At 45.2% G+C, this 4,087-nt stretch carries 3 protein-coding genes; all 3 read right to left on the bottom strand.

Translation table 11 applies throughout. From position 1 onward, the window contains the following. Window positions 1-427: 427 nt before the first annotated feature. Window positions 428-1,132, bottom strand: a complete 705-nt coding sequence (locus tag ACH10T_RS08465; RefSeq protein ID WP_394808864.1) for a glutaredoxin family protein — start codon at window positions 1,130-1,132, stop codon at window positions 428-430. Window positions 1,133-1,317: 185 nt separating this feature from the next. After that, the gene (locus ACH10T_RS08460; protein WP_394808863.1) at window positions 1,318-3,048 is read right to left on the bottom strand and encodes a thiamine pyrophosphate-dependent enzyme; all 1,731 of its coding nucleotides are present in this window, start codon (window positions 3,046-3,048) and stop codon (window positions 1,318-1,320) included. 633 nt (window positions 3,049-3,681) lie between these two features. After that, window positions 3,682-3,942, bottom strand: coding sequence for a hypothetical protein (locus tag ACH10T_RS08455; protein ID WP_394808862.1), 261 nt, complete (start codon window positions 3,940-3,942; stop codon window positions 3,682-3,684). Between the last annotated feature and the right edge of the window lie 145 nt (window positions 3,943-4,087).

Below are 4,087 nucleotides of genomic sequence, written 5' to 3'. Positions count from 1 at the left end.
TTGAAAAACGTTTTCGAGGTAGCCGATGCAAGGCAAAAACAGGCGAAAAAGCGCAGTTTATGCTTAATAAATGAGCATTTTGAGTCTGTTTTTAACACCGCAGCGGTAACGCAGATAGTTTTTCAACAGCCGGTTAAATTGACAAAGTCCAGTTATCGTAAACGCTAGCGAGGCAAAAGCGATAACTGGGAGGACAATTACTCGGGGAAATAAATTGGATCTTGTTCAAGATGTCCAATTGCATTAGTACAAACTTCACCATTGTCTAAAAATTGATTAGTTTTCTACATTTATACTAACTTTAAGGAACCTCTGAACTGTCATTTCGAGCATAGCGAGAAATCTATGCTGTTGATTGCCAAAGATTCCTCACTGCATTCGGAATGACAAATGCGAGTTATCCAGAGCTTCCTTAATATCTCTTTTTCTAAATCTGAACTGTCAATACCCACGCCCCCATAAATGCCATCATCGCATTTTCAGAGAAACTGACTGCTCCAAGTGGTACTTTAGAGTTACCGCCAATGCAGGCGCAGTTTAAATCGGTTTTATCGATATAAACAGCTTTAAAAATTGAAACACCACCTGTGATACCGACGAATAAGGATAACCACCCTGTAATATACAAATACTGCGGCGCTAAAAAACCAAGCCCGGCAATTAATTCGGCAAAGGGATAGACTTTTCCATAAAACGGCAAGGATTTGGTGATTAAATCATATTTTTTAAAGCCTTCTACAAAACTATCCAGATCCATCAACTTAAGACACGCCAATAGACACAAGGAATACCCCATAAAACTATACATGATGTTTTGAGTGAATATTGCCATGAGCAAGGCAACACTAAAAAGTGCGATGACAGGAACGTATGACGTCTCTTCCGGCTCGTGATCAGCTTTTACATCATAGTGGTTTGCCAACTCTGAATATCCGCCAATTCGTTCACCATTTAAAAATATTTGCGGAGTGGTATCAATTCCCCACTTTGTTTTGAAGTCTTCTTCTTCCTTCACAGAGTTAAAGACATGATCATTGAAATCTACGCCATGCTCATCAAGTAATTTGACCGCTTTCTTGCCCCATGGACAGCTTTCTTTTCGGAACACTTCGTTTGAGATTTTCTCACTCATTTCTGGCTCCTATTTTCGGATCGATTGGTTGTATTAATCTAATCGTGTCCCAAGATTTCAACTTTAATATGGAATTAATTTACATCTCGTCTTAGCAACCTAAACTATCTGCGTTGCCGCTGCTGGATTAAAGCCAATCGGCCAAATGAATTCTGCGCAGCATTGAGAGTTACTTAATTGGCATATCACAGATCTCGGATATATTTGATATTGGTCCTAAACGCATCCCAGGCTTCGTCCATCCGGCCTCCCAGCGCCAGCTTGGCCTGTGACTGTATATAACGGGACATTACCCCGATTGATGTATGGGGTGGCAGAGTCGGTACATGCGGATTGGTAAACACATCGACTAAAGCCGGGCCATTGTGTAACAACGCTTCTTGGAGAGTATTTTCCAGCTTGTCTGGATCAGTGACCAAATAACCTCGGATACCGCAAGCCTCAGCCACCATCGCAAAATCGGGATTGGTCATCTTAGTCTGCCAGTCGGGCAAACCTGCTACCTGCATTTCCAGCTCGACCATTCCCAGACTATGATTGTTAAAAACAATCAGTTTTATCGGCAGCTTATATTGGGCAATCGTCATCAGATCACCCATAAGCATCGAAATACCTCCGTCACCACAAAATGCGATGACTTGACGCTCGGGTGAGTGCAGCGCGGCGCCGATAGATTGCGGCATCGCATTGGCCATGGATCCATGCGAGAAACTACCCATCAGCGTGCGCTTTCCGCTGCCGTGCAGATAGCGTGCAGCCCACACCGTGCTCATGCCGGTATCCGCAGTGAAGATGGCATCGTTATCGGCTAATCTATCAATCATAGCGGCGACAAATTCGGGTTTGATCAAGTTTTCCTCGCCGTGATCTGCGGCATGCACGTGAAGTTCTTCCTCCACTTCGGCGTAGTCAGCCAAACAGGCATTGAGAAAGCGGTCATCAGTTTTGGGTGTAATTAGCGGTAGTAACGTCCGTAACGTTGGACCGATGTCGCCGCACAGACCCATGTGCAATGCAACTCGTCGTCCAAGCCGCTCTGGCTTGGTGTCGATCTGTACAATTTTGATCGAGCTGTCGAGAAATTCCTTCCACGGAAAATCGCTGCCGAGCATGAGCAACAATTTGCCGCCGGTAATGGCACGGGCGCCGGCTTTGTTGCCGAGCAAACCCGTCAGCCCGACAGCGTAAGGATTGTCGTATTCCAACGCCATCTTGGCCTTCAGGGTATAGGCCATCGGAGCCTTGAGAAGGCGAGCCAATTCAATCACCTCTGCGCGAGCATCAGCACAGCCAATGCCTCCATAAATACCAATGTCCTCAGAACTATTAATCAATTCCGCCAATAGCTGAATCTCAGCATCGGAAGGGGTCATAACCGGCTGGGGCCGATACAAATCAGCACAAAGCGCGTCATCTTCGGCGTTGCACGTCATCAGGTCACCGGGGAAAGCGCACACCCCCACACCCATGCGATTCCAGGCATGCTGAAGCGCCTGCTGCAGCATTCGCGGCAATTGCTGCGGTGTCGTCGCCACCTCATTGTAATGACTGCATCCGTCGAACATGTTCAGATCGGTGGATTGAAAGCTCTCAGTACCGTAATCCTCAGAGGTGATAGTCGAAGCCAATGCTAGTACCGGAGCCCCCCAGCGATGGGCATCATAGAGACCGTTGATCAAGTGAACATGGCCCGGCCCGGAGCTGCCAGCGCAGCAACCCATCCCACCAAGCACGCCTTCAGCCATCGCTGCATAGGCGCCGACTTCTTCATGACGGACGTGAATCCAGTCAATACTGCCATCTCGACGCAGAGCGTCGTTGAAGAAATTAAGGCTATCGCCAGTGACTCCATAAATGCGACGAATACCAGCAGCCTTGAGCATTTCAACCAATTGTTCGGCGACGGTACAACCCATACGATTCTCCTGAAGGTTTAACAGGTCCTTAAAAGCTATCTGCGTTGCCGCTGCAGTGTTAAAAACAGACTCAAAATGCTCATTTATTAAGCACAAACTGCGCTTTTTTGCCTGTTTCTGCCTTGCATCGGCTGCCTCGAATGCGTTTTTCACTAGCCTATTAAGGGCAGCAGCTCAGTACGAATTCAAACAGAGGGATATTTAAATATGCAGAATGCTCGCGTTTGATATTGGTTTAAGAAGGTATTTTCCAGGAAGTGATGTAGTGATTCATACATCGATTAAAACAAATCCTTTATAGAATCAAGAAGCCAGTGAGTGCCTACGCAATTCGTGAAACATCCTGGTTAAAGATACCCCGGCAAACATCTGATGGATACACTTCATATTTCACGGTCAATGCCAAAGCTTGGTAATTGAATATTTACATATCCTATATTTGTATTTTTAATATACTAAAATAAAAGCATTTGACTTTCTGTTCGTTATCGTACAGAACACACTCAGAATTGTCAGAGGTAATCACAAAAAACTTAGATACTTTTGAGTCATTGATTAAGTCTTATTTATATAAATAGTCGTTCCTGAAATACTTGTATGTCTTTCAGAGAACGACTAAATAGCGTTATTGCACTATCGCTTGGATAAAACCTTAAACACACCTGCGGCAGAAACACCGAACACTACGTGAGCAGTCACTGTAATCCAATCCCGCGTTTCAACAAACCACGGGAAAATGATGACAAAACCGTACATATTAATTAGGAATAATCCCAAACCATATAAACCACCTGCGATCAGTGAGTTTTTTATTTCAAGACGGTGAATCAGCCAGGAAAGCACTATCGCATAGGTAATTGAAAGGCCAAAATGGATCCCTGTTGCAATGAACATAACCTGCCAATCCAGTGTCACTGGGGGTGGCAAAACCCCCTCCCCCTATAGTGGACCCTCCTTTCAGGACAGTAAATTAAGATGGTATCCTGCTAAGAAGGAGCAGGAAATGACGGGAATAAAGCGAAAGAATTTTACGGGTGAA

Source organism: Nitrosomonas sp., assembly GCF_043753625.1.
Lineage (GTDB): Bacteria > Pseudomonadota > Gammaproteobacteria > Burkholderiales > Nitrosomonadaceae > Nitrosomonas.
The sequence above is the reverse complement of the archived record's forward strand: the minus strand, read 5'-3'. Positions and strand labels throughout refer to the sequence as shown.

Bases quoted from the DNA above. Each gene is read 5' to 3' on its own strand.
- ACH10T_RS08460 (WP_394808863.1), bottom strand. From the start codon at position 3,048: ATGGGTTGTACCGTCGCCGAACAATTGGTTGAAATGCTCAAGGCTGCT.
- ACH10T_RS08455 (WP_394808862.1), bottom strand. From the start codon at position 3,942: ATGTTCATTGCAACAGGGATCCATTTTGGCCTTTCAATTACCTATGCG.
- ACH10T_RS08465 (WP_394808864.1), bottom strand. From the start codon at position 1,132: ATGAGTGAGAAAATCTCAAACGAAGTGTTCCGAAAAGAAAGCTGTCCA.